Origin of the sequence: Saccharopolyspora gloriosae (assembly GCF_014203325.1) — a bacterium.
Classification (GTDB): Bacteria; Actinomycetota; Actinomycetes; order Mycobacteriales; family Pseudonocardiaceae; genus Saccharopolyspora_C; species Saccharopolyspora_C gloriosae.
In genome coordinates this window covers 3,450,441-3,476,831 of record NZ_JACHIV010000001.1, presented here as the reverse complement: position 1 = coordinate 3,476,831, position 26,391 = coordinate 3,450,441, and the positions used below count along the sequence as shown (strand labels likewise).

Below are 26,391 nucleotides of genomic sequence, written 5' to 3'. Positions count from 1 at the left end.
TTCGGTGGCTCGGGGTCGCGATCATTGGCCGGGATCACCGGATCACGGCCACCGGGCATCGTGCGTGATGCAGCACGCCCGCGGCGACCGATCCCAGCAGCAGCCCGCTGAAGCCGCCACTGCCCCGATGTCCGACCACCAGCAGCGGGGAGGCATCGGCGGCATCGACGAGAGCGGGCACGGGATGCGCGCGCACGGCCACCGCGTGCGCACGCAGTCCGGGGTACCGCTTCGTCCAGCCGGAGAGGCGTTGGTGCGCGCGCTGTTCGATCCGCAGCTGCGCTTCGTCGCGCTCGGCGGGAGGAAGCGGCGGTGCGAGCAGCGCCGCCTCGTTCCAAGCTTGCACGGCCAGCAGCTCGCACCCGCGAACCGCTGCGGCCTCGAAGGCGAAGTGCAGTGCGTTGTCGATGCCCGGGGAGTCGTCCAGACCGACGACGACCGGCCCACCGGAATGCTCGACGTCACCGCGCACGACCACCACGGATCCGGTCGCGCGGGTGGCCACCTCGGTGCTGACGGAACCCAGGAGCGCGTCGGCGAAACCGCCGAGGCCGCGTGAACCCAGCACGAGCAACCGGGCGGTTTCCTCGGCGCGCAGCAGCGCTTCGACGGGATGACCGGGGCGCACCTCGTCGGCGACCTGCACGTCCGGAGCCTTGTCCAGGCAGGCCGCGGTGGCTTCGCGGACGGCTTGCTCCGCGAAATCCAACCTCGCCGGGTCGTCGTTGATCAGCAGAATTCGCAGCCCCGCTCGGTGGCGCTGGGCTTCCTCGGCGGCCCACAGCGCCGCTTCGACGGACCGGCGGGAACCGTCGATGGCGGCCACGATCTCGTTCTCGGGTTGCGACACGGCGGGTGCCCCCCGTTCTCACCTCGACGTGGATTGGTCGATGACGCCCGTGGGGCCTCTCGCACGACGTCGCCAGGATGGCCCAACGGTGCCTCCGGTGCAGTGAGCGAAAGCCCTTCGAGGACGTTCGAAACGTTCGAATCCGGTGCGCGAACGCGCGCCGCCCGTGCCCCACCCGCCCACTTGGCTGGAAATCGTGGGTTCAGGACGTTCGGCAGGTGAATCCGGAAGCGGCGCGCGAGAACCTCGGACGAGATTGCGTGCTGTCGCGAGAGGAAAGCGAATGCAAGGGTGCCCGACCGTACTCGGTCTGCCCGCGGAGCGGGGCGAGGCGGTGCTGCACGCCGCGGCTGAAGCTCCGTCGCTGCACAACAGCCAACCCTGGAAATTTCGTCTTTGGCGCCGCCTGATCGAGGTGCACGCGGATGTGACCAGGAGGCTTCCGGCGGCCGATCCGGACGACAGGGAGTTGCGGCTGGCCTGCGGTGCGGCGTTGTTGAACCTGCGGCTGGCGCTCGATCATGAACAGGTGCACCCGGTGGTCACGATCCCGCCGGATGGGGACGATCGGCCGACGTTGCTGGCAGAGGTCCGCGCCGGGCAGCGTGGCTCGCCTTCCACCGCGTCCGAGCAGCTCTACCGGATGATCGATCGGCGGCACACGGCCCGTGCTCCGTTCCGCGAACGGCCGGTGCCCGCCGAGCTGCGGCACGAGATGATTCAGGCCGTGCAGCAGGAAGGCTGCTGGTTGCACGTGGTAGGGCGAGGCGAGTTGGGGCAGCTGGAGGGACTCGTCCACCGCGCGCACCGCGTCCAGATGGCCGACCGCCGGTTCCGGGAAGAGCTGGAGCGGTGGACGGGCAGGGGCCTCGAAGATCCCGAGGGCGTTCCCGCTGCCGCAGCCGGACCCGCGCCGGAGCCGCAGGACCGGTGGGTGGTGCGGGACTTCTCCGCGGGCCGCGCCCGTCGGCGGGATCCGGGCCACGACTTCGAGACGCAGCCGCTGCTGGCGGTGGTGTCCTCGCAGGATTCGGGCCCCGGCGCGGAGGTGCGCGCCGGTGAGGCGTTGCAGCGGATGCTGCTGACCGCGACTGCGGGCGGCCTGGTCGCTTCGCCGCTATCTCAAGTGATCGAGGTGTCCGAGACCAGGCAGGAGCTGGCGGGCCTGCTCGGCGGTGGGTGGAACCCGCACGCGGTGGTGCGGATCGGGTTCGGCACGCCCGGCCCGCCGAGTCCGCGTCGTTCGACGGAGGACGTGGTGGACGTGCGGACGTCCTCCCCCGCCCCATGACCAGGACGGGCGTGGCTCCGCCACCTGCCGGACGCGTTCCGCTCCGCACGGATGATCGCGGGGAGGCGCAGCAGCCGCGGCGGTACGGCGGCTGGAAGTGGTGGCGATGAACGGATTCGAGCCCGCGGAGGCCGGGTTGCACGCTCTCCTGGCGGACGGCCAGGTGGTCGAACTCAGGGCGCTGACCGAACGCGATGCCGTGGAAGTGCGTCGGCTGCACGCGGAGTTGCCGCAAGGCGACCTCCACTCGCGGTTCCTGGGCGTCCCGTCTCCGAAGACCGTCGAGCGGTTGCTGCGCCACCTGTTGGTGGCCGAGGACGCCGAGGTCGTCGCGATGGGGGTCTTCCGCCAGCGGAGGCTGATCGGAATCGGCCACTTCGAAGTCGTGGACGACCCGGCGCATGCCGAAGTCGCGTTCGTCGTCGAGCACGATGTGCACGCCAAAGGCGTGGCGACGTTGCTGTTGGAACACCTCGCGTTCGCGGCGTCGCGGCGGGGTGTGCGCACCTTCATCGCGGAGGTGCTCACCACGAACGCCGCGATGTTGCGTGTTTTCCTGGACAGCGGACTGCACTGCCTGCACACCGTCGAAGGATCAGTGACGCACGTCGTCGTCGAGCTGGGGCAGGACGATTCTTACTCGGAACGCCGTGCTGCACGAGATCGCGCCGCTACGGCGGAAAGCCTGCGACACCTGCTGGCGCCGCGATCGGTCGCGGTGGTCGGGGCCAGCGCGTCCCGCGGCAAGGTGGGAAACGCGGTGCTGCGGAACCTCCTCGCAGGCGGGTACCGGGGGACCGTCTTCCCGATCAATCCGCGCACCGCCGAGATCGAGGGGGTGGCGGCCTTCCCGGACCTCGCGCGGCTCCCGGAGGCACCTGAGCTGGCAGTGCTGTGCGTACCGGCCCGCTCGGTCGCCGAGGTCGCCGAGCAGTGCGGTCGGCGTGGCGTGCGCGCGCTGCTCGTCGTGAGCTCCGGGCTCGGCGGCGCGGACGCGCGGGAACTCGTCTCCGCGGTCCGCCGGTGGGGGATGCGGCTGCTGGGCCCCAACTGCTTCGGAGCGGTCAACTCGGACCCGGACGTGCGCCTGGACGCCACCTTCGGAGTGGACGGAATTCCGCCGGGTGACGTAGGGATCGTCACGCAGTCCGGTGGTGTCGGGATCGTGCTGCTGAGCCGGCTGCGGCAGCTGGGCCTCGGCGTCTCGACGCTCGTGTCGGCAGGGGACAAGTACGACGTGAGCGGCAACGACCTGCTCCAATGGTGGGATCAGGACGAGCGCACCGGGATCGGCGTCGTGTACCTGGAATCGTTCGGCAATCCCCGCAAGTTCTCCTGGTCCGCGAGACACCTCGGACGGGCGAAACCGCTCGTGCTGCTGCGTGGCGGGGCGAGCCCGGTCGCGCGGCGCGCGGCGGCCGTGCACAGCTCGTCCACCACTGCCCCCGAGGCCTTCCGGGAAGCGCTGCTGCTGCAGGCCGGGATCATCGGAGCGGACGACGTCGACGACGTGCTGGCGGTGCTGGCGGTGCACGCCGCGCAAGGGATTCCGCGGGGGAGGCGGGTCGCGGTCGTCACGAACGCCGGGGGGCTGGGAGTGCTGACGGCCGATGCCTGCGCCCGTGCCGGTCTGGACTTCGCCGAGCTGCACTCGTCCACCCGCGACGAACTGGCGGGGCTGCTGCCCTCGTACGGTTCGGTGGCCAACCCCGTCGACACCACGGCCGTCGTCGAGGCTCCCGCGTTCGCGCGGTGCGTCGCGCTGGTCCGAGCCGATCCGGATGTCGACGCCCTGGTGGTACCGGTCATCGAGACGGCTCTCGGGGAACCGGCCGGGGCGCTGGCCGACGCGCTCGCAAGTTACCCGTCGGACTACCGGGCTCCGGTTGTCCTGGTCCGGCCGGGCCGGTCGCTGCCGGTGGAGTTCCTGCGCTGCTCCGGCGAGTCGTTGCCAAGCCTGGCCAGCCCCACCTCGGCCGCGACGGCGATTGGCGGGCTCGCGGGCTATCAGCGCTGGCGGGAGCGGTCGGCGGTACCCGCCGAGGTGCCCGCGGACGCGGACGCGGATGCGGCACGTCGTCGAGTGATCGCCGTCTCGGCCTACCGGAGGGGCGGCGGCTGGCTGTCGTTCGAGCAGATCCGTGACTGCCTGGCTCCGGTGGGCGTGCCGCTGCTGCACCGGACGACGTGCGCCACCGAGCAGGAAGCCCTCGCGGCGGTGAACGCCGCGGCGGGACCGGTGGTCGTGACGGCTCTGACCGATGCGCCGGACCCGGAAGTGGTCAGCCGCGGGGGCGTCGAGGGCGCAGACCAGTTGCGCGGAGCGTGGCGGGATCTGCGCAACACCGTGGGTGCGGATTTTCGCGGGGTCTCCGTGCGCGATCACGTCCCTTCGGAGCGCTCCCTCTCCGTCACCGCCAAGCACGACGAATCGTTCGGCCCCGTTCTCGGTGTCGGGTTCGGGGGCGCCGCGGGCCGGCTGGCACCGACGCGCAGTCACCGCTTGGTGCCGCTCAACGACCAAGACGCGGCAGACCTGGCGAGCGACCCCGTGGCGACCGCGGTGCTCGGGGCCGGGCCCGACGCCGCTTCGGGCCGGAGCGCGCTGGTGGACCTGCTGGTGCGAATCGGCCGGTTCGCCGAGGAGGTGCCTGAGCTGGTGGAGCTGGAGCTGGATCCGGTTTTGTTCAGCGGGGGAAGGCTGCTCCTCCCGGAGGCCCGGATGAACATAGGTGGTGCTGTCGCGGAGGATCCACTGCTGCGGCGGCTCGCCGTGTGATCCTTCGGCGCGGTTGCTCGATCGGCGAACGGAGGCCCCGTGATCGGGGTCAGCCGTGCTCGGCGGCGAGGTCGTGCACGGGGCGGCGTGACGTGAGCGGCGGCCTCGCCTCCCCACGTCGCAAGCGGTGGATCATCGCTCGTGAGCCGAGCAGCGGCTCGCTGAACCCACTGCGTCCGCGGTGCCCACTCCGAGGAGGTGGACTCCCGCCGCGTGCGCAAGCGATTCGGTCGCGGTCGGTTCGCGTTCGACGAAGCGGTCCACGACGGCGTCCGGATACCGCTCGCGGGCACCGCACCTCGCAAGGAGGTGCTCCGCGTGGCGTGCGCTTCGACGAACCGCCCTTGCGGTCGTCGGAGCGGACACCTTCGGCGACCGGTCACCGACCTGCGCCATCACGTCGCCACCCGGCCCTCGCGGCCGATTCTTCTGTTTCCGACCCAACGTCGCACGGAAGCCGGCGACGAGAGTCCCGGCCGCCGTCACCTGCGGCGAAGAAGCGCGGCGAGCGGATTCGGACTCGGCCGAGGCCAGAGTCGAGCCCTAGCTCCGGAACGTCGCCGGGTGACTGGTCGCCTGTTCGACGTCCGCGATGGACGCGTCGAGCAGTTGGTGGGCGAGGTCTGACAGTGCCCGGGAGGTCGCCAACTCCGCGCCGATCTCAGGAATGTCCGTATCGCTGGGATTGCGTCTGGCCAGTCCTCTGCCCGCGATGTCGTCGCGGCTGTGCAGACGGGCGTCCGCTGACGTGTGATCGCTGTGCTCGGAAATGTTCACCAGCACCGTCCATCGTTCCGTGCGCATGGTCCCTCCTGTTCTCGTCACCGGGGTCATCAGGGTGCGGTGGTCTTCGGGCGAGTACACAGGGGCCAAAGCCCTGTGGTTGTTGTCGCTATTGGTGCGGAAAACCTGAGTTCGGGCCGGTGATGCCGCGCCGCAGTTCGCCGGGCCTGCGGCGTTCGAGTTCGTGGTAGCGGTCGTGGGAGGACGGCAGCTGCCAAGGCACGCTGGTGATCATGACTCCGGGTTCGAATCGCAGCCGGGTCTTCAACCGAAGCGCGCTCTGATTGTGCAACGCGTTGTCCCACCAGCGGCCGAAGACGTATTCAGGGATGTAGACGACGACCACCTCACGCGGGCTGGTCCGCCGCAGATTCCGGACGTACTGCACGACGGGCCGGGTGATCTCCCGATAAGGCGATTCGAGCACCTTGAGTGGGACGGGTATCTCGCGCCGCTGCCACGCCTGCTCCAGGAGCCGTGTGTCGGCGTCCTCGACGTTCACCGTGATCGCGGTGAGATCGTCCGGGCGGGTAGCACGTGCGTAGCTCAGTGCGCGCAGGGTCGGCTTGCGGACGTTGGAGACCAGTACCACCGCGTGGACGCGGGCCGGGAACACGGTGTCCTCGTCCTCCGGTTCGAGTTCGCGTTGGACCCGGTCGTAGTGGCCGCGGATTCCGCGCATCAGCACGACCAGCGTCGGTACGGCTATCACGACCAGGTAGGCGCCGTGGGAGAACTTTGTGATCAGCACGATTACCAGCACTAGACCGGTCATGACCGTGCCCGCTCCGTTGATCAGCTTCGCGCGGTGCCGGTGTCCCCGCCCTGCCCGGTCGGTGGTCGAGGCCAGTTCGCGGTTCCAGTGCCGCACCATGCCCGCCTGGGCGAGGGTGAACGACGTGAACACGCCGAGGATGTAGAGCTGGATGAGGTGGGTGGTCGATCCCTCGAACAGCCAGATCAGGACTGCTGCGGCGAATGCCAGCAGGACGATTCCGTTGGAGAAGGCCAGCCGGTCCCCGCGCGTGTGCAGTTGGCGCGGCATGTAGCGGTGCCGTGCCAGCAGCGAGGTCAGCAACGGAAACCCGCTGTAGGCGGTGTTCGCGGCCAGAATCAGGATCAGCGTTGCGGTGGCTTGCACGTAGTAGAAGCCCGGGCTGGTCGTCCCGCCGAAGACCGCCGCCGCGATCTGAGCGATGACGGTGCGCTGTGGCTCGTTCGCGCAGTCGCCGGGCAGGCCGATCAAGTCGCAGGGGTTCTCCGCGTAGTGCACTCCGCTGATCAGCGCCAGCGCGGTGATCCCGGCGAACATGGTGATCGCGATCAGCCCGGTCGCGGCCATCGTGGCCGCGGCGTTGCCGGCCTTGGGCTTGCGGAAGGCGGGAACGCCGTTGGAGATCGCTTCCATGCCGGTCAGGGCCGTGCATCCTGAGGCGAACGCCCGCAACAGCAGGAACAGCAGCGCGAAGGTGGTCCACGAGGTGTGTTCCGCCCGCACGTCGTAAGCGGCGCTCTGGGCTACGGGGGCGGCCCCTGCCAGCGTTCTGATCAATCCGGTGGCGGTCATGGCCAGCACACCGGCGATGAACAGGTAGCTCGGCCACGCGAAGACGCGACCCGACTCGCGCATGCCGCGCAGGTTCAACGCCGTGAGCACGACGACGAACCCGACGCCGAGTTCCACCCGGTACGGGTTCAGCTCGGTGAACGCGGAGATGATGTTGTCCACGCCCGCCGACACCGACACCGACACGGTGAGCACGTAGTCGACCATCAGTGCCCCGGCCACGACCAGCCCGGCCGCGGGCCCGAGGTTCTCCGAGGCCACGGCGTAGGACCCGCCACCGGACGGGTAAGCGCGCACGACTTGCCGATAGGAGATTGTCACGACGGCCAGGAGGAGCACCACCGCCGCGCCCACCCACCACGCCAAGTGCAGCACCGCGACCCCGCCCAAAGCCAAGACCAGCAGTATCTCCTGGCTAGCGTAAGCCACGGAGGAGAAGGGATCGCTGGCGAAGATGGGGAGGGCCAGCCGCTTCGGCAACAACGTCTCCGCGACCTGGTCGCTGCGGACCGGCCGTCCCACGGCCAATCGCTTCAACCACGTCGCAGCCCCCCGCACGTCTGGAGCATAGGGGCGCTGGCCGCAATGACGCTGCTCAGAACTCTCCCGTGCGAGGCCGTGTGCTAGGCACAGGAGAAGCCCGATCTCCCGCTGCTCGACGTTGCGGCAACTGCTGGACACGTCCGTCCGCCCACGCGGGTCGATAGGCCCTGCACACCAGTAGCCGGGCGGCGGCACGCTCGACTTCGGAATCGGACCGCGAAGCGGCGGACGGAGTGCGTGATGCGTCGAGGCGAGCACAAGCACCGGCATGACGATCGAGATGTCGAGACGGAAGTTCCCGAGGTGAACGCAGCGGGGTCTGAGCGGCGGGAGGGGCTCGACGATGACACCGAGTCCGTGCTCGACGACATCGATGCACTCCTGGACGAGGAGGCCGAAGAGTTCGTGCGTTCCTACGTCCAGAAGGGCGGCCAGTAGCCGCGTCGCCGCCGTTCGCTCACTCCGCTCGGGCGGTCGTCACGGCACAGGACAGGGAGGATTCATGCTCGTCTCGGAGGCGTACCACCCCGGAGCACTGACCTGCGCAAGCACGGACTCGCTGCCCGATGCGGCCTCGACGATGACCGAACACCACGTGGGTTCGCTCGCGGTGGTCGATGGCAACATCATCGTCGGCATCATTTCAGAACGCGACATCACACGAGCCGTCGCGCAGCAGGCATCTCCGCACCACGCGACGGCCGCGGACTTCGCATCGCAACACGTCACCTCCGCCAAGCTGGACGACGACACGCTCGACGTCGCCCGGCGGATGCTCGATACCGGCGTCCGGCACATGCCGGTGGTCAAGGGAAGCACCGTCGTAGGGGTCGTGTCCATGCGCGATCTCCTCGCTGTCGAGGCGTGGATCTGAAGGAGGTCGCCGTGGTGCGGCCTGGCCGGGCTCTGGTCGTGGAGACGGCTACGGCGTGTGGCTGACGTCGGTGCGGGCGGGGACGCCGTGCTCCAAGGAGAACCGCACGGCCGAACCGCCCCGCAGCAACGCTTCCCGTCCACCACAAGCGCAGCTGAACTCGGTGCGGACCGAGCTGAGCCCGACGCGCACCACGGCCGTGCGGCCGGTGACCGTGATGGACAGGGGGTGGCCCCGGTAGAGGAGTTCGAGCTTCAGCTCGCCGAGCTCCTGCGGCCAGCACGGGTTGAGGTGCAGCGCGCCGTCGCGGGCGTCGATTCCGGCGAAGCAGCGTTGGAGCAGGTCGATGGTGCCGGTCATGGCGGCGAGGTGGATGCCTTCGCTGGTGCTGCCGCCTTGGGTGTCGTGGACGTCGGAGTCCAGTGCGCGGTGGAAGTGCTCCCAAGCCTGGTGGCGGTTCGCCCTGGCCAGAACCCACGCGTGCACCACCGCGCTGAGGGTGGATCCGTGGCTGGTGCGTCGCAGGTAGTGCTCGATCGTTTCGGGGATGCGGTGCGGCGGGAACGGGTAGCCGAGGCGGTCGAGCACGTCGCGCAGCTCTTCGGCCGACAATAGGTAGAACAGCATGAGCACGTCGGCTTGCTTGGAGGCTTGGTACCGGTTGGGGTCGTCGCCTTCGGCTTCCAGGATGCGGTCCAGCCGCCGGATGTCGCCGTAGTGGTCGCGGTAGCCGCGCCAGTCGAGTTCGGCCAGTTCGGAGTAGCCCTCGAACTGGTCGGGGATGCCGTTGCGGAAGGGCACGAACAGCTTGCGGGACAGCCGGTCCCAGTGGTCGATGTCGGTGCTGTGCAAGCCGAGTTCGGTGGTCAGTTCGCGGCGGCGGTGCGCCGAGAGCATGTCGAGCACGGTCGACGCCGTCCGGCACAGCCAGGCCAGCATGACGTTGGTGTAGGCGTTGTTGTTGATTCCCGGCGTTGCGGCACCGGGGTAGGCGGTGTGGTACTCGTCGGGGCCGACGACGCCTTCGACGACGTACCGGTCCCGTGCCGGGTCGTAGCGGGCGAGCCCGGCGAGGAACCGGGTGGTGTCCAAGATCAGTTCCGCGCCGAAGTCGTTGAGGAACGCCTCATCCGCTGTCGATTGGTAGTAGCGCCAGGTGTTGTGCGCGATCGCGATGCCGATGTGCCGTTGGAGGCTGGTGTGGTCGGGCGACCAGTGCCGGGAGCGCGGGTTGAGGTGCAGCGCTTGGCTTTCCTCCCTGCCGTTGCTGCCGCTCTGCCAGGGGAACATCGCGCCGGTGCTCCCCGCGAGGCGCGCGGTGCGGCGGGCTTGGTGGAGTCGGCGGTAGCGGTACATCAGCAGCGCGCGGGATTCGTCTGGGGCGCGCAACGTGAGCACGGGCAGCACGAACAGCTCGTCCCAGAAGACGTGCCCGCGGTAGGCCTCTCCGTGAAGTCCTCGTGCGGGAACCCCGACGTCGAGGTCCGCGGTGTTCGGCGAGATCGTCTGGATCAGGTGGAACACGTGCAGGCGCACGCTGCGCCGGATCTCTGCCGAGCCCCGAACGTCGAAGTGGAAGGTTCGCCACGAGCGGGCCCACGCCGCCCGGTGCGAGCGCAGCAGCGCGTCGAAGTCGGCCGCCTCCGCGCACAGCTCGGCGGACTCGGCCGCCGGTTCGGAGATCGCGGCGTCGCGCGAGGTGTGCAGCGCGACCACTTTCTCCACCTGGACGTGTTGTCCCGGCCCCGCGGTCACGGCGAACTCGTGGGCGATCAGGTCCTCTTCGGCGATCACAGTGCGCAGCGGCGACAGTTCACGGCCGTCGAGCCGGACCCGGGTGCGCGCTGCTTCGGCGACCGAGATGCGGGACTGGGCGCTGCGGGCGCTCAAGAGCACGGTGTCGGGTGAGAGCTCGCGCGCGTCGAAACCGGTCAGGTGCGGACGTTCCACTTCTTCGTAGCGCGCGACACCCGAGTTGCGCACGCGGCCGTCCAGCCCGCTGCGGAAGGTGATGGTGCTGGCGTGATCTTCGGGGATCAGCGTCGTCTCCAGCGCGGCGAGATGTGGCAGTCCCATGTGGACGATGCGGCGCTGGAGCAGGCTGGTGGTCCTGCCTGCGTCGTCGCGGAACCGGCAGCGCCGCCGGAGAAGCGCGTGTTCGAGGTCCAGCTCGACCTCGTGCTCCACGAGCGAGAATCGGCGAAGGTCGAACCAGGCGCCGTCGTCGAAGCGGAACGTCAGCGGCAACCAGTTCGGCAGGTTCACCATCGATTCGTTCGTGACTTCCTGCCCGGCGACCTCGGCTGTTCGGCGGTCGTAGCAGCCCGCCACGTACGTACCGGGGTAGTGCACGTCGTCGCGCACCGCTTCCGGCGCGGCTCCGCGCGTGGCGAAGTACCCGTTCCCGAGCGTGCACAACGCTTCCCGCCGTCCCACGTCGTCGAGGTCCAGGCCGCTGAACCGCCATAGGTGCTCATCGGTCATCCGCCATCACCGGAAGTCCCGAGTGCCGGGCACCACGGCGACCGGGCAGGGGGATCGGTGCAGAACTCCGCGGGACACCGACCCCAAGAGCATCTCGGAGAAACCGCCCGCACCGCGGTGACCCACCACCAGCAGGCGTGCGCCGCTGGCGGCCTCCGCGAGCGCGTCGATCGGGTTCATGGAACTGGTGACTCCTCGCAGGACGAGGTCCGGGTGTTCCGGTCCGGTGCCCGCCAGTTCCTCAGCGAGCAGCCGCTCCGCGCGTCCGAGCAGTTCCTCGCGGTCCGGGTGCTCGTAAGGGCCGGGGATGAAGTACGCGTCCGGAGATGCCTGCACCGCCATGAGGTCGCAGCGCAGTGCCTCGGCGGTGCGGCAGGCGAACTCCAGTGCCCGCCGGGCGGCAGCCGACCCGTCGATACCGACCACGACGGTCTCGTGCGTCACGCGTTCGGTCTCGCCGCGGACGACGACAGCCGGGCAGGCCGACCGCATCGCCACTCCGAGCGCCACCGAGCCGAGCAGCGCGTCGTGGAAAGCTCCGTGACCGCGTGATCCGACCGCGAGCAGCGTTGAGCGCCGGGAGATCTCCACGAGACACGGCACCGGGTGACCGGTCGCCGTCCGCGCGGTCACGCGAAGGCCGGGATGACGACGCCTGAACCGGGAGGCGAGGTCCCCGAGCCATTCCGGGACGGCCTCGTCCGGGTGCGCTTCGGCCTCCACCGCGACCAGGAGCAGCTCGTCCCTATCGAGGAGGGCGTTCGCGCACACCCACTCGACGGCGCGTTCCGAAGGGGCGGCGTTGTCCACCCCCACCGCACACTGTCGCCCACCGCCCGCCATCAGCCACCTCCGTACGTCCCTGCCAGGCTGGCAAAGCAGCCGTGCCACGGCATGTCGGAGTACCCGGGGGCGGCGGAGACGATGCGGGTGACGAGCTGCGCCCGATCATGCGAACGCCGGTCGTCGGACGCACCGCCTCGGTCCGAACGGGCCTGGAGCGGAGAGCCTGACGAGGGGCTTCCGCCGTCGAGTGGGATGGGGCGCCGTCGCCCACACTGAACGGGTGTTGTTCCTGGTCGTGGTCATCGCGCTGGCTTTGGTGTTCGACCTGACCAACGGTTTCCACGACGCGGCCAACGCGGTCGCCGCGCCGGTGGCGACGGAGGCGATGCGTCCCGGGCCCGCGGTGCTCGTGGTCGGATCCGCTCAGATCGCCGGAGCGCTGCTGGTGGGCACCGCCGTGGCGGACACGGTCGGGGGCGTTGTCGCGCTGCCGCGCCACTTGGTGGTGGCGTCGGTGGGGGCCGCGCTCACCTCAGCGATCTTGTGGAACCTGGCGACGTGGTGGTGGGCGTTGCCGTCCAGTTCCTCGCACGCACTGGTGGGCGGGCTCGTGGGGGCCTGCACGATGACCTCCGGAGTGGCAGCCGTGCACTGGGGCGGTTGGCACGACGGCCGCGCGTCGGGCGTCTTCGGTGTGCTCCTGGGACTCGCTGTGTCCCCGGTGGTCGGCGCCGTGGTCGGTGGCGTGTGCGGTCGGCTGGCCCGCACAGGTCTGCGCAGTGCACGGCGTCGTGTCGAAGGGGCGTTCCGGGTGGGCGAGTGGGGTACCGCGGCGGCCTTGGGTTTCGCGCACGGCACCAACGACGCGCAGAAGACGATGGGAGTGATGACCTTGCTCCTCGTCTCGGAAGGGCACTTGGCGGAGTTCCGGGTGCCGGTGTGGGTGAAGGTCGCCGCCGCACTGTCGTTGGTCCTCGGAACGGCTGTCGGCGGCGGGCGAGTCGTGCGCACTCTCGGCCGCGGGATCTACCGGATGCGGCCGTTGGACGGCCTGGTCAGCCAAGGCGGCTCCGCGGGGGTGATCCTGGCGGCGGCCTCCGCGGGGGCGCCGGTGAGCACAACGCACGTGGTCGCGGCGAGCGTGGTCGGCGTCGGGGCGGAACATCGGCGTCATCGCGTGCGGTGGGCCGTGGTGCAGGAGATGGGGTCGGCATGGCTGGTGACGATGCCGGTGACCGCCGTGCTCGCCGCTGGTCTGACACCGGTGTGGGGGTTGTTCGCATGAAGCTGCCGCGAGCGTGGTTCCTGCCTCCCGAACACGATGTGCTGGCGATGTTGCGCGCCCAGGCCGACACGTCGTGCGCCGCGGTGGAGCTGCTCGTCCAGTGGGCTCACGAACACATCGCCGCCGTGGAGGCCGCCGGTCGAATCCGCGAGCTGGCCGGAGAGGTCGAACACCAGCGCCGAGAGCTGCACATCGCGGTCCGAGAACGGTTCAGCACCCCGCTCCAAGGCGAAGACATCCTGGAGTTGGCCCAGCGGCTCGCCGAACTGGTCGAGGACGTTCACCGCTTGGTGCAGGAGGCCGAGCTCACCTTTGTGGCACCCGATCCGAACATCACCGAGATCGTGGGGGGAATCGCCGGGGCGAACCGGATGTGCCGTCGTGCGGTGGCCAGGTTGCCGCACGCCGATGCCGGGGACGTGGCCGATGAAGCCGCTCGGCTGCTGGAGCCGGCCGAGCACGCCTACCGCGCCGCGATCATCGAGCTGAACGATGAAGTCGACCTGAGAACGGAGATTCGGCGTCGCGAGCTGTATCGGCGGGCCGAGCACGCCACCACTGCGACGGCACGGGTCCTGCATCGCATTTGGTACGGGGTCAGCAAGACCGAGTGATCTCACCGCCTTGCGCAGAGGTGGAACCGGGGCGCACCCGACCGGCCGGGTTCTTTTCCGGTCACCGACGCCCGGTGCCTACGGGCCAAAGTCCGTTCCGCCTCAGCGTTCCCCGATGCGATGCTCGCCGGAGTACTTCTCCGGGAGGCTTCATGATCAGCGGGCAGTCCGGACCGGTCGTCGTGGGTTTCGACGGGACACCGGGAGCACGGCGGGCGGTGATGTGGGCGTGCCGTGAAGCGGAGCTTCGTGGTCGGCGGGTGCAACTCGTGCGCGCCTTCTCCGCGCCGTTGGAAGAGCTCACACGGATTCACCTGCCGACCGAATCCGTCGACCTCGGGCCGCTGCGCGCCAGCGCGGAACGAGAATCGGACGACCTCGTCCAGGAGTGCGCCCGCCACCGGCCGAAGCTGGACATCACGAGCGATGTCCGGCTCGGGCACCCGGCGACCGTGCTGCACGATGCCTCCGAGCGCGGCGAGATGCTGGTGCTCGGTTCCTCAGAGCACGGCCGGTTGCATCAAGTCCTGCTGGGTTCTACCGCGAATGAGCTGACGCGGAAATCATCCGTGCCGGTGGTCGTCGTCCGAGGGGAGGGCGACGAACCGAGCGGGAAGGTCGTGGTCGGGGTCGACGGTTCGCGGGCGAGCACCGGTGCGGTGGGATTCGCCTTCGACCACGCCGCGCGGCACGGCTCCGCTCTCGTCGCCGTGCTCGCGTGGGACGAGTTCCCTCGTGACGCGATTCCGCCTGCGGGGGACTGGAAGCTGGACTGGACGGACATCACGCGCTCGTGCGAGCGCGATTTGGCCGAATCGCTCGCGGGGTGGCGCGAGCGGTACCCGGACGTCGACGTGCACCCGGAGGTCACCACAACGGAGTTGCCGACGGAGATCCTGCTGCGGCACGCGGACGACGCCGACCTGGTCGTGGTCGGTCGGCACGGTCGTTCCTTGGTGCGCGCCACGGTCCTGGGGTCCACCAGCCACGCGATCGTGCACTACGCGCCGTGCGCGGTAGCGATCGTGCACTGACCAGCAGCGGTCGTGGTCGCCGGAGATCGCCCGGCGTGTGGGGCGATCTCCGATCACAAGGTGGACGCGTGGTCCGGCACGTACCGGAACCGCTCCCGCGGTGGTCGGTGCTGGCGGCTCGCGACGACTTGCTGCGGCAGCGCGATCCTGGGGACGTCGAGATCGGTGTAGGGGATTGTGGACAGCAGGTGCGCGATCATGTTGATCCTGGCGCTGCGCTTGTCCTCGCTGTCGACCAGGAACCAGGGCGCCTCGTCGGTATCGGTGGCCACGAGCATCTCGTCGCGGGCGATCGAGTAGTCGTCCCAGCGCAGTGCCGATTCGACGTCGACCTGGGACAGCTTCCACCTGCGCAGCGGGTCGTGCGCCCGGTGACGCAGGCGTCGGAGCTGTTCGGCGCGGCTCACGGAGAACCAGTACTTGTGCAGCAGCAGGCCGTCGTCGACGAGCAACCGCTCGAACACAGGGCACTGCCGGAGGAACCGCCGATACTCCTGTTCGGTGCAGAAACCGAGGACGCGTTCAACGCCCGCACGGTTGTACCAGCTCCGATCGAACAGCACGATCTCCCCGGCGGCGGGCAGTCGTTCGACGTAGCGCTGGAAGTACCACTGGGTGCGTTCGCGCTCGTCGGGGACGGGCAGCGCTTCGATCCGCGCGCCGCGGGGGTTGAGGTGCTCGGTCACCCGTTGATCGCACCACCCTTGCCCGCCGCGTCCCTGCCCTCGAACACCACGACGACCCGCTGCCGCTCGCGGCGCACCCACTCCTGGAGCTTGACCAGTTCCGTTTGCAGCCGCCGCAGCTCCGCGCGATAGGTCGGCGCGGCCAGGCGCGGCTCGCCCGCCACGTCGATCACCCACCGGGCAGCAGAACCGCGGCACCGTCCACCCGGTCCGCCGCCAAGTCCCGCAACGCCGCGTCGGCCCGGTCGAGCCGGTACGGCGTGGTGGTCACCCGCAGGCGGTGCTGGCCTGCGAAGCGCAGGAAGTCCAGGCCGTCGGCCCTGGTGTTCGCCGTGACGCTGCGCAGGTCGCGTTCGTAGAACAGGTGCCGGTGGTAGTCCAGTGCGGGGATGTCGGAGAGGTGTATTCCGGCGACGGCCAGCGTGCCACCGCGCCGGAGGGCCGCCAGCGCCACCGGCACGAGTTCACCGACCGGTGCGAACAGCACTGCCGAGTCCAGCGGCTCAGGGGGTTCGTCGGCCGCTGCGCGAGCAGAGGCGGCGCCGAGGTCCAGCGCGAGCTCGCGTGCTCGCGCGGCCCTGGTGAGCACGTGCACGCGGGCACCGCTCGCGATGGCGACCTGCGCGGTCAGGTGCGCGCTCGCCCCGAACCCGTACAACCCGAGCACCCCGCCGACCGGGACCTCGGCGCGCCGCCACGCCCGGTAGCCGATCAAGCCCGCGCACAGCAGCGGAGCGAGCTCCGCGTCCGAGTACCCACCTGGCAACCGGTAGGCGTAGCCGGCGGGGACCGTGAGGAACTCCGCGTAGCCGCCGTCGGCGTCCCAGCCCGTGTACCGCGACCGGGGGCAGAGGTTCTCCTTTCCGCGCAAGCAGAATTCGCAATGCCCGCACGTCTCGCGCAGCCAGGGCACGCCGACCCGTTCGCCCACGTCGAAACCGGTGTTCGCCGGATCGCAGGCCACGATCTCGCCGACCACCTCGTGACCGGGCACGACTCCACGGGTGCGCACCGGCAGATCTCCTTCGACGACGTGCAGGTCGGTCCGGCACACCCCGCACGCCAGCACCCGCACGAGCAGTTCGCCGGTGCTCTGCCTCGGCACCGGCCGCAGGTTCCAGCGAATCGGCGAGCTCGGCAGCGGACCTGGCTCGTCCACCACCCACGCGTTCATGGTCTCGTCGACGAAAGCCATCCCCATCTCCTGCGCGTCCCGCACCGGCTGCTCGGCACCGTTGCCGCCTCACCATCCGGAGCAACGGCCCGTGATGCCAGGGCCCATCGGCCTCCACCGCGCTCCAGTGCCGAATTGGTTCCGTCAGCGGCAGCGGCCCAGTGACGACGTGCAGAGGACACCCGAGACGAGACCGGTCGGCACCATCGGCGATTCGGGACTCTCAACCCTGGAACGCGCCGCGTGCCAGTGCCGATACTCATCGCCTCACTCCCTTGGGACACGGCAGAAGTGCGAGCGACGACGCGACTGATACGCCTCCTGTCCCGAGGGCGTCATCAGCTCAACGCGGTCGGGGGACGTCATGTTGGAAACGGTCCGAGAAGTGCCCCACGGGATCGACGCGATCCGCGCCAGCGGAACGGTCACGAAGGAGGACTATCAGCGCGTGGTCGAACCGCTGCTGGACGCTGCGAGGCGGGAGAACCGGCGCATTCGCTTGCTGTACCAGGCGGGCCCGGAGCTGCACGGTTTCTCGCCGGCCGCGATGTGGGAGGACACCAAGGTCGGCCTGGCGTCGCTGCGGTTGTTCGAAGGCTGCGCCGTCGTCACCGACATCGGCTGGATCCGCGATCTGAGCAGGCTCGGTGCATTCCTGGTGTCGTGCCCGGTACGGGTCTTCAACGGCGACGAGTGGGAGAAGGCGGTCGCCTGGTTGAACGGACTACCCGAAGGGCCTGGTGTCGCGCATCGACTCGACGCCGACTCCGGTGTCCTCGTCATCGATGTGCGGCAACCGTTGCGAGTGCAGGATTTCGACGCACTGGCCGTCACCGTGGATGCCTGGATCGAACAGCACAACGACTTGCGCGGTCTCGTGGTGCACGCTCGAGCGTTTCCCGGCTGGCAGAACCTCCCGAGCCTGATTCGCCACGTCCGGTTCGTCCACGACCACCACCGCAAGATCGAACGCGTGGCGCTGGCGGCCGATAGCGTGCTCGGCGACATCGTCCCACACCTCGCCAAGCACTTCGTTCATGCGGAGGTGGCCAAGTTCGACTACCAAGACCTGGACAAGGCCGTCTCCTGGACCACCGGCGCTCCGGCGACCCGGTGAGGTGTTCGGACGGCTCCGCTGCGGCGAGGCCGCGAACTCCTCCAACGTGCCGGCACGCTGGTGATCTCCACGTTGCCGAAGGACCGCGGTGCTCACGGCGATGCGGTATGCTGTCCGGCGGCTATCGCGCGGACGAGGTCCACCGCGGTGAGCACGCCGCGAACGCGTGCACCTTCGAGGACCAGCACCGCATCGCTGCCCGCCTCGATCATGCGCTCGGCGGCGACGGCACCACTGTCACCGACCGCCACGCTGGGCGCCGGCCTCCGGCACAGCGTTTCGACCGGCACCTGTTCGCCGGGTCTCCGAGCGGCGATGCCGAACAGCAGGTCCGTGGTCGTGACGAGACCGGGCGTCGTCTCCGGCAGCACTGCCAGGTGGTGAACCCCGTGGCCGTACATCTCCCGAAGAGCATCCATGGCGCCGATTCCGCCTCGAACCGAGACGACGGGACTGGTCGCGAGCTCCAGGGCGCCGAGCATCGACGCTTTCCGACGATCCGTGGTCATGAGCCCTCCGGTGGTTCAGCCGTCCGCATGTGCAAGTCGGAACGGATCGGATATGCGAGTGCAGGTCATTCGAAGCTCAGGTGAAACTTCGCCCCATGCCAGAGTCGATGGACCCACGTCGAGCCGATCGACGGCCGTTGTCGCCGGGAGCCAACAACGGCAGGATGCTGTCCTCTTCGAGGTGGCGGCGTACTGACCGACACGGCCTCAGCTGACTGCCTCGACAATGTCGATGGCAAGCCGTGCACGGATGGTCTGCTCGATCTCCCGCTTTCGCATGGGAACCGACCCCCGTGGCCACCGTTCGCACTTCCCGGCGATGCAACGCCGGTAGGACTGGAAAAGCTGAAGGGCGTCTACTTCCAGGATGACTTATCCGCAAATCGCGTGCGAGTAGTTCGAGGGCAGCCGCGTTGCTCATCTCCCCTGCGGCGAGCGCACCAGCGAACAGTGATCGTCTCGGCCAGCTGTAACCGCGTGCCCGTGCTTGATAACGCCTCGCTCGTTCCGGACGAGTCGACGTCGTGATCGACGGCTGGGGGCGACCAACTAACTCGAACCGCCTACGCCTAGGTCTGGGCCAAGGCGTAGGCGGATGTGTGGATGTGTGGATGAAGTTCAGCCGTGCTGTTGTTCCCGTCGTGGTGTGCTGGGGGCGAGTGGGTGGGGTTCGTTGGTGAGTGCTGCGAGGGCGGTGGCGATTTCGTCGAGGTTGGCGCGGACGTAGGTTGTGGTGGTGCCGGTGTCTCCGCTGGTGCTGGTGTGCCCGGCGAAGGCTCTGGCTACTGCGTAGCCGAAGTGGCGTTCGACCCAGGTCAGGGTGGTGTGGCGAAGCCAGTGCGTGCTGATCTGCTGGGTGGCCACCCACGGCAGGTGAGAGCCGATTCGTTTCCACAAGTGGTCGTAGCGGCGAGAGGTGATCGGCGCACGGGAGCGGTATCGCAGCAATTGTCCACCGTCGACGGACGCGCCGCGTTCCTCGGCGTGGGCGAGCAAATGCCACATCAACGTTGGCGACACCGGCTGCCAGCGGACCGTATCGCCCTTCTCGTGCAACAGGACCAGACATTGGTCAGCGTCGAGGTCGTGCGGGCGCAGGGTGAGTGCGCCTCCCCGTCGGCATGCCGTCTCGGTGTGCAGTCGCAGCAGGAGTGTGTCCAACGCGGGGTCGTTGCCTGTGGTGGCTGCGATCCGCTGGACCTCTTCGAGGCCGGTCGCCGGTAGTCCGCGCCGGGTGCTGGGGAGCCGGCGTGGCTTCGGCACCCGCTTCGCCGGGTTCTCGGCCTCGCTGATCAGCTCGTCAGCGACCGCGTGCCGGTACAGGCACCGCAGCGCTGCGATGAGGTGCTCAGCGGCGCTGCGCCCGCCGCGCGCGTTGCGCCGCGATACCACATGCTCCCGGACGTGCTCGGCCAGCTGTTTGATTTCCAGCGGTGTGGGCTCGTCCAGGCGTCGATCACCCCACTGCTGCTCGATTCGCTTCCAGTAGGAGTCGTACACCCGTCGCGTGCCCTGGGAGACCGCGGCCGACACTTTCGGGATGTAGTCGGCGAACGTCGGCAGCGGAGCGCGCTGTGCGGACGGACCGAGCAGGTCTTGCGGCGAGACTCCCATCCGTTCCAGCACGACCCGTGCCGCTTGCAACTCCGCGGCGCCCGCAGGCTTGTCCGAACCGGTACTCACGACCGCTCACCCCCGTCATTCGGGAGGGGGAACTCGTTGATCATGGATTCCAGGGCGGCCATGGTGTAGATGGCCAGCAGGCCGCGTTGCGCGCTGGCGGCCAGCAGCACCCGATCGCCTGCCTGCACGCGGCACCACCGCCGCACTGGGACAGGCAGTGGAATGTGGCCTCGTCGGGTGAGGCCGAACAACCCGGTCGGTTCCGGCCGGAGCACCAGCGCCGTGGCCGAGAGCAGATCGAACCGCACTCGTTGGCCAGGGCCCCACTCCAATGCCTGGACCACTGCACGCTCGGCGATGCGCCCTCGCTCGTCGACCGCGGCGATCCGGTACACAGTGCTCGGACCGCTGTGCACCGCAGCCAGATCAGGCACGGGCAGAAGCTGGGCTGACACCGGCCCGGCATGATCGCTACCAGTCCACTGCCGCGGCACGACTGCGGGCACGTTCGCTTCAGCCACGGTCATCACCCCCGCAGCCACGGGACCGACGACTCAATGCGACATGGCGGCGGGCGCACTGCGCCACACCGCCATGTCGATTGCTGTACTGCTTCGCAATGTGTGGGAGGGATCCCACCCACTGGTGTCCGAGGGGGGAGTTGCGCGCTAACCACACGCCTTATCCTTCCCGAAAAGGATTGAGGGCCGCAGCAATGCGCCTAGCAGGCATGAATCGTATGACGTGTCGCTTCAGTGCTAGGCCCCCGCATGGAGGTAGGCAGCCCACAGAAACGGGGTATTGGGCAGTCGGTCTCGTACCGCGCGGACTGTGTGGTGGAGGGCATACGCGGCGCGTTTCGCGTCAAGGCCGTAGTGATCATTAATTAGCTTACTGTAGAAGGTGTCAGCCACTTCTTCAGCGACTTGATCGTGGATTTCCCAGAGCGTGCCAACCACGTGTGAATATCCGGCCACCTGAAACGCGGAGGTGAGGTGGATGGCTTCGTCGACCAACCCGGGCGTGTGCACGACTGATGTACTGCATGCTGACAGATAGGCAAGGTGGGCTTGGTCGAGATTGAGGGGGCCGAGACTGGCCACAGTTAGTGGCGCGGTGTTGTGGTCGTGAAGCAGCAGTCGGCTCTCGGACGGGTCACGAGGATCAGTGATGGCGTGGCAAGCAAAATGTGCGATGGGAGACGCGGGGAGATGGCTAAGAACACGCTCCCGAGTCGGGCGCGACCCCTGATCGCCTTCCTTGCATATCTCGGTTTCGGGCTCGATAAGTGTGACCGAGTTGGGTAGGCGATTCGCCAGCCGTGTGGCTTCTGCTCGTACATGGGCTAGCGGCATCTGTCCAGGCGTGGTGGGCATCGCGACGATCAATGCATGGTGTGAAGTAGTTGTTGCCAACGCCCGCCCGCGGGCGTGATGCAGGGTGCGAATGGTTGGCGTGTAGGAGGAAACGACACGATCCAAGACGGTGCGCCGGTCTGATTTTCCGGCGGGATCGTCGTGGTAGCCGGCGGCATGGATGGGTAGCAGTCCGAGGACGCCGCCCGGCGCCCACCACACCCGCGGCCATGGCTCTCCGGGTAAGGGTTGATCGTGGAACCCGAGTGCTTCCAAGACCGGTTCGGCAGCCACATCCCAAAGCCATTCCAGGGTCTGTGTCAGAGTCGTCTGGGCGTCGTACACGGCGTCTATGCTGTCGTGCATGGAGGTATGCACGGCTTGGTGAAAGGATTCGAATGCGCGGATTAGAGCGCGGATTTCCAGTCCAGGAAGGGGCGTTGAGGTAACTCCAGCTGCTGTGATCAGTATAGCGTCGCTGCGGTGTCGGCTGACATTGAACATCACGACCGGGCCCTCCGTCGCTGCAGAGAGGATTTCGTCCAAGCTTGGTGGAAGGCCAAATGATGTGAATCCGTTCTTTGCTCTAATCTGCGCGAGAACCTTATTGAATTCGGTGACAAGTTGATACCGGCTCTGCGGGTCGATTCCCGACTTGCGCTGCGCAATCAAATGGACGAAAGAGGATATATCGTCAACGCCTTGATCGAGTCGGTTGCGCAGATCGACGAACCTTGCTGCCAGCTCTGGGTGCCGATGACGCAACTCGGTGAGGTCATCCCGAACCTCCATCGCCTGGCTAAGAAGTACGCCGCGCCCGGACTCAAGCACTTGTAGAGCTCGAACAGCGCGGTTGTGTGAGGTTCCGGATGCATGGGCGAGAACAAGGGCGGCAGCATCGCTAGTGAGAACGGGAAGCCGGTCAAGTGCACGTTGTTGGTCGACACGCCTCATATGGCGCGAAGCTAACTCCGGCAGCTGATGGACAGCGTTCTCCATCAGCACCGCTGCCTCATGAGGTTCAGACTCCACCAGATGCCTGGCGGCCTCATGTGCTGCTTCGATGCGTACCGAAGGCGACAAGCCAGTATCGTTAGCCGCGTCCTCATATATCCGTATGGCGGCATCCAAGTCCGCTGGATCCCCCAGGAAGTCGTATCGGACATGCAATGCGTTTCCGAGGCCAATCAAGTGTCCACCCCGACTCGGATGATTTTCGGGGGTGGTATCGATAGCTTCGCGGGCGATCCGGACAGCCTCATCCAGCGCAGGCGGTTGGCCCGTCAGCTTGCCGTATTCATCCAATGCTGCTGCCAATTTTATCAGGTACCCCCCACGACTAGGATGGCCTGCGAGGGTGACTGCCACTGCACTACGTAGGTCATCGATCGCTCTACGTAGATCAGCGTCATCGTTGACACGGCTAAACCGGGTGAGCAGTGCGGATCCATGATTAGACAAGCGCCCAGCCAGACTCGGATGATCGGCTGGTGTGGCTTTGAGCGTCACTTCGAACGCGTTGACGCTCTCGTCAAGATCTTTCCTTGTATTGGTACGTCCAAACCGCGTTATAAGCGCACCCCCGAGACAGGCGTGCGCAAGTGCCTCCTCAGGGCAGGCGGCGGGAGTAACCTCCACCGCGCGCCGTGCCGCTTCGATAGCCGTGTCAAGGTCGTCGGCGGAGCCAGTGCGCTCAAACCTCGTCTGTAGTGCGTTACTAACGTTGATTAGTGGCCCAGCCAGGTGCTTTGACTCGTCGGATATGGTGGCGATACTTTCCCAACCGCGCCGGATCGCCTCGTTCAAATCCTCCGGTGAGCCAGTGTGTACGGAGCGGGAATGCAGCTGGTTGGCCAGGTTAGTTATTACCTTCCACCGGTTGGGTTGATTGGCAGGGATCAGGTGCGCGGCGATCCGGTGGGCCCTGACCGCCTCGTCAAGGTCACGCAGCTGACCGCCATTCTTGAAGTGAACCTCCAAAGCGATTCCAAGGCTGGTCTGGAAGACCGCATGGGACGGGTGATCGATGGGCGTGGCACGCACCAGGCGTTTCCACACGGTCACGGCCCAGGTGGCCTCGTCGAGATCCTTCGTAGTACGTGCCCGTTCAAGTAAGGCGTCGGCTACTGGTGCGGTGGCCTTCGCGAGGTCAGGTCGCAGCGGCTCCGGAAGGCGGCGGGCTCCGACGATGAAGCAGGGGCGAAACACACGCATGGCAGTGTCCCGTGCTGTCTGCCTCTTCGTCCCGGACAATGCTAGGTGTCGTAACCAGTAAAACCAGCCCAGTGCATACCGCACGTCGACATCCCCTTCGGCGAAGCACGGCAAATCGGCTAATTGTCGCGCTTGGTCGAGCGCTGCGGGCTCCAAGACCGGTGACAGAGCGAACGTATCTTCGACCCGCCGCAGCCGATCGACCACGGCGGAGAGCAGCTCAGCTCGTACCCGATCCTGTCCTGGATTTCTCACTGATTCGTCTGGCAATCCTTGTGCCCTTCCAGGTAGAGAGAGGCTGCTTCCAATCGAACTCAATGATGACGGCCAATTAAGAGCTACGATTGGTCACGCGCCCAACAGTGCAGGTAGGGGTACACCAGAAGGGCAACCACAGGGTTTGTATCTATCTTGGACTTAATTCCCTGAGTCACTTTCTGGCAATAGCGTTTGAGGTGAATTGGCTTCGGCTGGTCGCAGGGTTACTGGTCTGCGTCGCTGGAGGGTGAGGGTGAGGGTGAGCCCGGACTTGAGGGAGCTTCATCGGGTTCATCATCATCGCCCTTCGGAACGTAGCCGCGACCTGGCCCTCCGTTGACGAGGAGTGCCTTTTCGTCAGGCGTTAGCTGCCGCTTCTTGTTCACAATCCGTCTCCTTGTGCATATCGGGATGCGAGGGGGGATCGAGTAGTTCGAGAATTTCGATGTCGTCTATCCGAAAGAACACCCCAGCGCTGTCGTTAGTTTTGCGCATAAACCTACCATTTTGATCCATTTGCCAAGCTGATTGGAGGAAAATTTCACCCGCGTGTGGGTACGATGTAGCGTACGAACGCGTTCCGTACCAGCCGCCAATCCATGATCCATTCGCTAGTCGGGCACGAACGAAGCACGGCCCTCGGTCTCGAAAAGTATGGTCCCAGGCGGTTGGAACCCCCCGGAAGGTGGCGCCCAGTCGTCGTCGTTCCCACCACGACACGGCACCGGCGGCAATGGCAGGAATGACGGTGAATAATAACATAGCGGTCACGCCCACTGTCCGAATATTCTGCGTCAATCCATCGAACCCGGTAGGTAGGTTGCCGCGTACCAGGAATAACAGCTGCGGCCCAGCGATAATGACGTAAAAGGCATCCAGCACCAGTGATGCAGTAATTGCTCGCAGTACACGCTGCCCGAAATTTTGCTCGGCTGGAACTGGTCCTCGCCAGCGTTCCCGGAGGAACTGGTAAGTCACCCCGGGTAGTACGATCAGGACGATGAACGCCACTTGCAATAAGCTTGAGGGAACCGTCTTCACAGCGCCTCCGGGTATTCAGTCAATCACTCAGGGATACTGTACCGTACGCCCAGATCTCGGGGGACACTTTCAGCATGATTAAGCGTCGGGTGAGTCTGTGGTGGTGTTGACGATCGGGGTACCGCTTGACGACGAGGTTAGTGCCGCATCGGCGGGAGAGGGCTGTCGGCTTAACGGCTCTGGCCTGTTTTGGTGGCGGCGGCCCGTTTCGGTCGGTCGCTCCGTATGGCTACTCCGTATGGCGACAGAGTGAGACCGGTACGCTGTTGCCAGCTCGTAAATTGGTGTTCTCTGGGCTATTTTTCTTGGTCATCGAGGGAGTGGAGGATGTGGCTGAGCTGATCGGGATGCGCCGTGGACACCGGGTAGGCGCATGGCTATCTGAATCGTTTGGCTCGCCGACGTGCCGGTGGACGGGCGGCAGGTGTGGTCCGGGCTCCTTCCGAAGCTGACTTGAACGTTTCGGTTGGTGCGTTTCAGGCTTGGCTGTGACGCCACCAGGTGCGCTTCCGTAGAGGTCGACCGGTGTCCTGATGCAGTTCGGTGCGCCTTGGCGGGGACAGCGCGAGGCCGAACGAGGAAGTCAATGAACTGAATTCGCCAAGATTGCGAGAAACGGTACTGGTCCGTCATCCGCCAACGATAGTCACCCGGGTACAGCTGTCGGTGTCCGAGTAATGTGAAATTCAGCCAAAGGTGTCTCGACCGTCCTGAGGGCCGCGAAACGTGCTATGTCTGGTGGGGTACTGATCACAACTTAAGTACAGTTTCGGGTCGCCCTGCATAGAGCCAAAAACGACCTTTCCAGATAGGGAGTTGATAACGCGCAGGCGCGCTAGCTGCTGGACCGACGGACCATGCGCTAGCTAAAAAAACAGGCACGTTTGAATTGGGGTGTAGTATGTCGATTCCCGAGCATAGAGGCAGAGTGGGAAACAAGCCTACCGCAACTTCAGTTTATCCAAGGCGCGGGTGTTGGTTTTTGCGCTGCCCCGCTGTACTGAGTGGACAATTCCGTTGTAGACAAGATCCCAGAGGTCGCGATTAGTCTGGATCTCCCGCAGGTTGATCGATAACTCGTTTCCTTGTTTGTCCTTGAGCTCGAGATCCCATGCGAGTCCTCCACTAGTTCCGACCACTTTTACCTGGGCTAGTTCGTAGGTTTCGACGTAGCCGGTTTTGACTGCGAACCAGTCGGCGCCTGCGGAAATGCCAACGCTTTTGCCGATGAAGTAAAAAACGAATGGAGGCCAGGCGATGAAGAGCCACAGCCACCAGGTGCTCATCCAGCTGATTCCCCAATCCCGAAGGCACATGAACAAAAAAAGAATCAGCAGGAGAAAGAATCCACCTAGTATCGATGTCGAGGCACGGCCTTGGTGCCATTCGAGCACTGGCCCGTGCCCTTCTGGGGCTGCCGGATAGTCAGCCCGATCCGGGTCATTCTTCACGTCACCGCTGTAATCGGCGGAGACCGGAGCGCGCGGCGGACGAGGATTCCCGGTGAGGGAGTTTGGTTTGGGC

General features: G+C 66.9%; 20 protein-coding genes and 1 pseudogene. 8 read left to right on the top strand and 13 right to left on the bottom strand.

What is annotated here, in order from left to right; genetic code table 11:
* Nucleotides 1-34 precede the first annotated feature (34 nt).
* Complete coding sequence (locus BJ969_RS30830) at nucleotides 35-850, bottom strand: universal stress protein (RefSeq protein ID WP_343071425.1); 816 nt, start codon at nucleotides 848-850, stop codon at nucleotides 35-37.
* A gap of 283 nt (nucleotides 851-1,133) precedes the next feature.
* Between BJ969_RS30830 and BJ969_RS15360 the strand changes: the two genes are divergently transcribed.
* The gene (locus tag BJ969_RS15360; protein WP_184479600.1) at nucleotides 1,134-2,141 is read left to right on the top strand and encodes an Acg family FMN-binding oxidoreductase; all 1,008 of its coding nucleotides are present in this window, start codon (nucleotides 1,134-1,136) and stop codon (nucleotides 2,139-2,141) included.
* Nucleotides 2,142-2,247: 106 nt separating this feature from the next.
* Nucleotides 2,248-4,920: a bifunctional acetate--CoA ligase family protein/GNAT family N-acetyltransferase gene (locus BJ969_RS15355; RefSeq protein ID WP_184479599.1), complete on the top strand. Its 2,673-nt coding sequence runs from the start codon at nucleotides 2,248-2,250 to the stop codon at nucleotides 4,918-4,920.
* A 543-nt stretch (nucleotides 4,921-5,463) separates the two neighbouring features.
* Here the strand turns inward: BJ969_RS15355 and BJ969_RS15350 are convergent.
* Entirely contained in the window at nucleotides 5,464-5,724 is a 261-nt protein-coding gene (locus tag BJ969_RS15350) for a DUF1876 domain-containing protein (RefSeq protein ID WP_184479598.1), read from the bottom strand.
* Between the two features lie 88 nt (nucleotides 5,725-5,812).
* Nucleotides 5,813-7,828, bottom strand: a complete 2,016-nt coding sequence (locus tag BJ969_RS15345) for an APC family permease (RefSeq protein WP_343071423.1) — start codon at nucleotides 7,826-7,828, stop codon at nucleotides 5,813-5,815.
* A 225-nt stretch (nucleotides 7,829-8,053) separates the two neighbouring features.
* On the opposite strand from BJ969_RS15345, the gene BJ969_RS30595 reads away from it, so the two are divergent.
* A complete protein-coding gene (locus BJ969_RS30595; protein ID WP_184479596.1) occupies nucleotides 8,054-8,251 on the top strand; it encodes a ubiquitin-like protein Pup in 198 nt (65 codons plus the stop codon).
* Between the two features lie 64 nt (nucleotides 8,252-8,315).
* Nucleotides 8,316-8,687, top strand: coding sequence for a CBS domain-containing protein (locus BJ969_RS15335; RefSeq protein WP_246456839.1), 372 nt, complete (start codon nucleotides 8,316-8,318; stop codon nucleotides 8,685-8,687).
* Between the two features lie 48 nt (nucleotides 8,688-8,735).
* Here BJ969_RS15335 and BJ969_RS15330 read toward each other — a convergent pair whose 3' ends face one another.
* Together BJ969_RS15330 and BJ969_RS15325 are read right to left on the bottom strand one after the other, a co-directional pair.
* Nucleotides 8,736-11,171: a glycoside hydrolase family 65 protein gene (locus tag BJ969_RS15330; protein ID WP_184479595.1), complete on the bottom strand. Its 2,436-nt coding sequence runs from the start codon at nucleotides 11,169-11,171 to the stop codon at nucleotides 8,736-8,738.
* A gap of 6 nt (nucleotides 11,172-11,177) precedes the next feature.
* The gene (locus BJ969_RS15325; RefSeq protein WP_184479594.1) at nucleotides 11,178-11,987 is read right to left on the bottom strand and encodes a universal stress protein; all 810 of its coding nucleotides are present in this window, start codon (nucleotides 11,985-11,987) and stop codon (nucleotides 11,178-11,180) included.
* Between the two features lie 250 nt (nucleotides 11,988-12,237).
* Here BJ969_RS15325 and BJ969_RS15320 point away from each other — a divergent pair, with 250 nt between their 5' ends.
* The 3 genes from BJ969_RS15320 to BJ969_RS15310 all read left to right on the top strand — a co-directional run bounded on the left by BJ969_RS15320 (nucleotide 12,238) and on the right by BJ969_RS15310 (nucleotide 14,890).
* Nucleotides 12,238-13,242 carry an inorganic phosphate transporter gene (locus tag BJ969_RS15320; RefSeq protein WP_221315832.1) on the top strand — a complete coding sequence of 335 codons (1,005 nt, stop codon included), beginning with the start codon at nucleotides 12,238-12,240 and terminating at the stop codon, nucleotides 13,240-13,242.
* Nucleotides 13,170-13,856: a hypothetical protein gene (locus BJ969_RS15315; RefSeq protein ID WP_184479593.1), complete on the top strand. Its 687-nt coding sequence runs from the start codon at nucleotides 13,170-13,172 to the stop codon at nucleotides 13,854-13,856. The genes BJ969_RS15320 and BJ969_RS15315 overlap by 73 nt, the downstream gene beginning before the upstream one ends.
* Before the next feature lie 152 nt (nucleotides 13,857-14,008).
* A complete protein-coding gene (locus tag BJ969_RS15310) occupies nucleotides 14,009-14,890 on the top strand; it encodes a universal stress protein (RefSeq protein ID WP_184479592.1) in 882 nt (293 codons plus the stop codon).
* A 53-nt stretch (nucleotides 14,891-14,943) separates the two neighbouring features.
* On the opposite strand, the pseudogene ppk2 reads toward BJ969_RS15310, so the two are convergent.
* Both ppk2 and BJ969_RS15300 read right to left on the bottom strand, forming a co-directional pair.
* Nucleotides 14,944-15,653 (bottom strand): annotated as a pseudogene (gene ppk2, locus BJ969_RS15305) (polyphosphate kinase 2).
* A gap of 92 nt (nucleotides 15,654-15,745) precedes the next feature.
* Complete coding sequence (locus BJ969_RS15300) at nucleotides 15,746-16,750, bottom strand: zinc-binding alcohol dehydrogenase family protein (protein ID WP_184485328.1); 1,005 nt, start codon at nucleotides 16,748-16,750, stop codon at nucleotides 15,746-15,748.
* Nucleotides 16,751-17,135: 385 nt separating this feature from the next.
* On the opposite strand from BJ969_RS15300, the gene BJ969_RS15295 reads away from it, so the two are divergent.
* On the top strand, nucleotides 17,136-17,867 hold the full coding sequence (locus BJ969_RS15295) for a SpoIIAA family protein (protein WP_343071422.1): 732 nt from the start codon (nucleotides 17,136-17,138) through the stop codon (nucleotides 17,865-17,867).
* Nucleotides 17,868-17,959: 92 nt separating this feature from the next.
* Here the strand turns inward: BJ969_RS15295 and BJ969_RS15290 are convergent, their stop codons facing one another.
* The 6 genes from BJ969_RS15290 to BJ969_RS15265 form a co-directional block, all read right to left on the bottom strand.
* Nucleotides 17,960-18,349, bottom strand: coding sequence for a CBS domain-containing protein (locus BJ969_RS15290; protein WP_246456834.1), 390 nt, complete (start codon nucleotides 18,347-18,349; stop codon nucleotides 17,960-17,962).
* A gap of 645 nt (nucleotides 18,350-18,994) precedes the next feature.
* Nucleotides 18,995-20,059: a tyrosine-type recombinase/integrase gene (locus BJ969_RS15285; RefSeq protein WP_425503555.1), complete on the bottom strand. Its 1,065-nt coding sequence runs from the start codon at nucleotides 20,057-20,059 to the stop codon at nucleotides 18,995-18,997.
* Entirely contained in the window at nucleotides 20,056-20,520 is a 465-nt protein-coding gene (locus tag BJ969_RS15280) for an AbrB/MazE/SpoVT family DNA-binding domain-containing protein (protein ID WP_184479589.1), read from the bottom strand. Before BJ969_RS15280 ends, BJ969_RS15285 begins: the two co-directional genes overlap by 4 nt.
* A 237-nt stretch (nucleotides 20,521-20,757) precedes the next feature.
* Complete coding sequence (locus BJ969_RS30825) at nucleotides 20,758-23,418, bottom strand: CHAT domain-containing protein (RefSeq protein ID WP_184479588.1); 2,661 nt, start codon at nucleotides 23,416-23,418, stop codon at nucleotides 20,758-20,760.
* 765 nt (nucleotides 23,419-24,183) lie between these two features.
* A complete protein-coding gene (locus BJ969_RS15270) occupies nucleotides 24,184-24,867 on the bottom strand; it encodes a DUF6338 family protein (protein ID WP_184479587.1) in 684 nt (227 codons plus the stop codon).
* Nucleotides 24,868-25,808: 941 nt separating this feature from the next.
* Nucleotides 25,809-26,318, bottom strand: a complete 510-nt coding sequence (locus tag BJ969_RS15265) for a hypothetical protein (RefSeq protein ID WP_221315831.1) — start codon at nucleotides 26,316-26,318, stop codon at nucleotides 25,809-25,811.
* Nucleotides 26,319-26,391: the final 73 nt, after the last annotated feature.